Annotated in this window: 1 protein-coding gene; it reads left to right on the top strand. The window is 41.5% G+C overall.

The window, feature by feature from the left end; genetic code table 11:
* Positions 1 to 262: 262 nt before the first annotated feature.
* Positions 263 to 430 (top strand): hypothetical protein, encoded by a 168-nt coding sequence (locus tag R7F64_RS24165; protein WP_005466428.1) that lies wholly within the window; start codon positions 263 to 265, stop codon positions 428 to 430.
* Positions 431 to 574 lie beyond the last annotated feature (144 nt).

Genomic DNA, 574 nt, shown 5'->3' with positions numbered 1-574 from the left:
ACTAACAAATGAACAACGTGTGAATTCCGCTTAGTTTTAACGTTTGCTTAGCACAAAAAGTCATCATCTACCTAAAAACACATCCTAGTTGTTAACATAGGTTTATAAATAACAAAGGTACTCACACAGCTTTTATAAGAGAAAAATCGGTGTGAATGAAAAAGTGAAACGATGAACTTTGCAGAGAATAAAGTTAGCTATAAACAGAAGAAATGAGCCAAATAGTAAGGCAATAATAGGAAAAATTATTGAGGAAAAAGCAATGTTAACCTTACAACTGGCGTATAAACCGTTTGGTGTTGGCGAATGGACATACACCACGGTTTCTCACGAAGTCGCGAAGTTTTTAGCACGTGAATACGCATCTTATGGCTGGCCAGTGATGATCGACGGATCGCCCTACTCCAACGAAGAGCCTTTAGCAGCGTAACGTTAAACTACAGAGCGGCCGATACGTGTCTTGCCGGGTGAGGTACCACTTCACCGATCGCTCGGTGGTTACAGCAACGACAAAAATACTGTGGTTCCATCTCGTAATAGTGCTCACCTGAGACAAACTTCGCCATCAGTTGCG

The organism is Vibrio sp. Vb1980 (genome assembly GCF_033338615.1).
GTDB classification, from domain to species: domain Bacteria; phylum Pseudomonadota; class Gammaproteobacteria; order Enterobacterales; family Vibrionaceae; genus Vibrio; species Vibrio alginolyticus.
Note: the sequence above shows the minus strand (reverse complement) of the source record. Positions and strands in the feature narration are given on the sequence as shown.

Excerpts from the sequence above, each read along its gene's own strand:
- R7F64_RS24165 (WP_005466428.1), top strand. The coding sequence starts at position 263 with ATGTTAACCTTACAACTGGCGTATAAACCGTTTGGTGTTGGCGAATGG.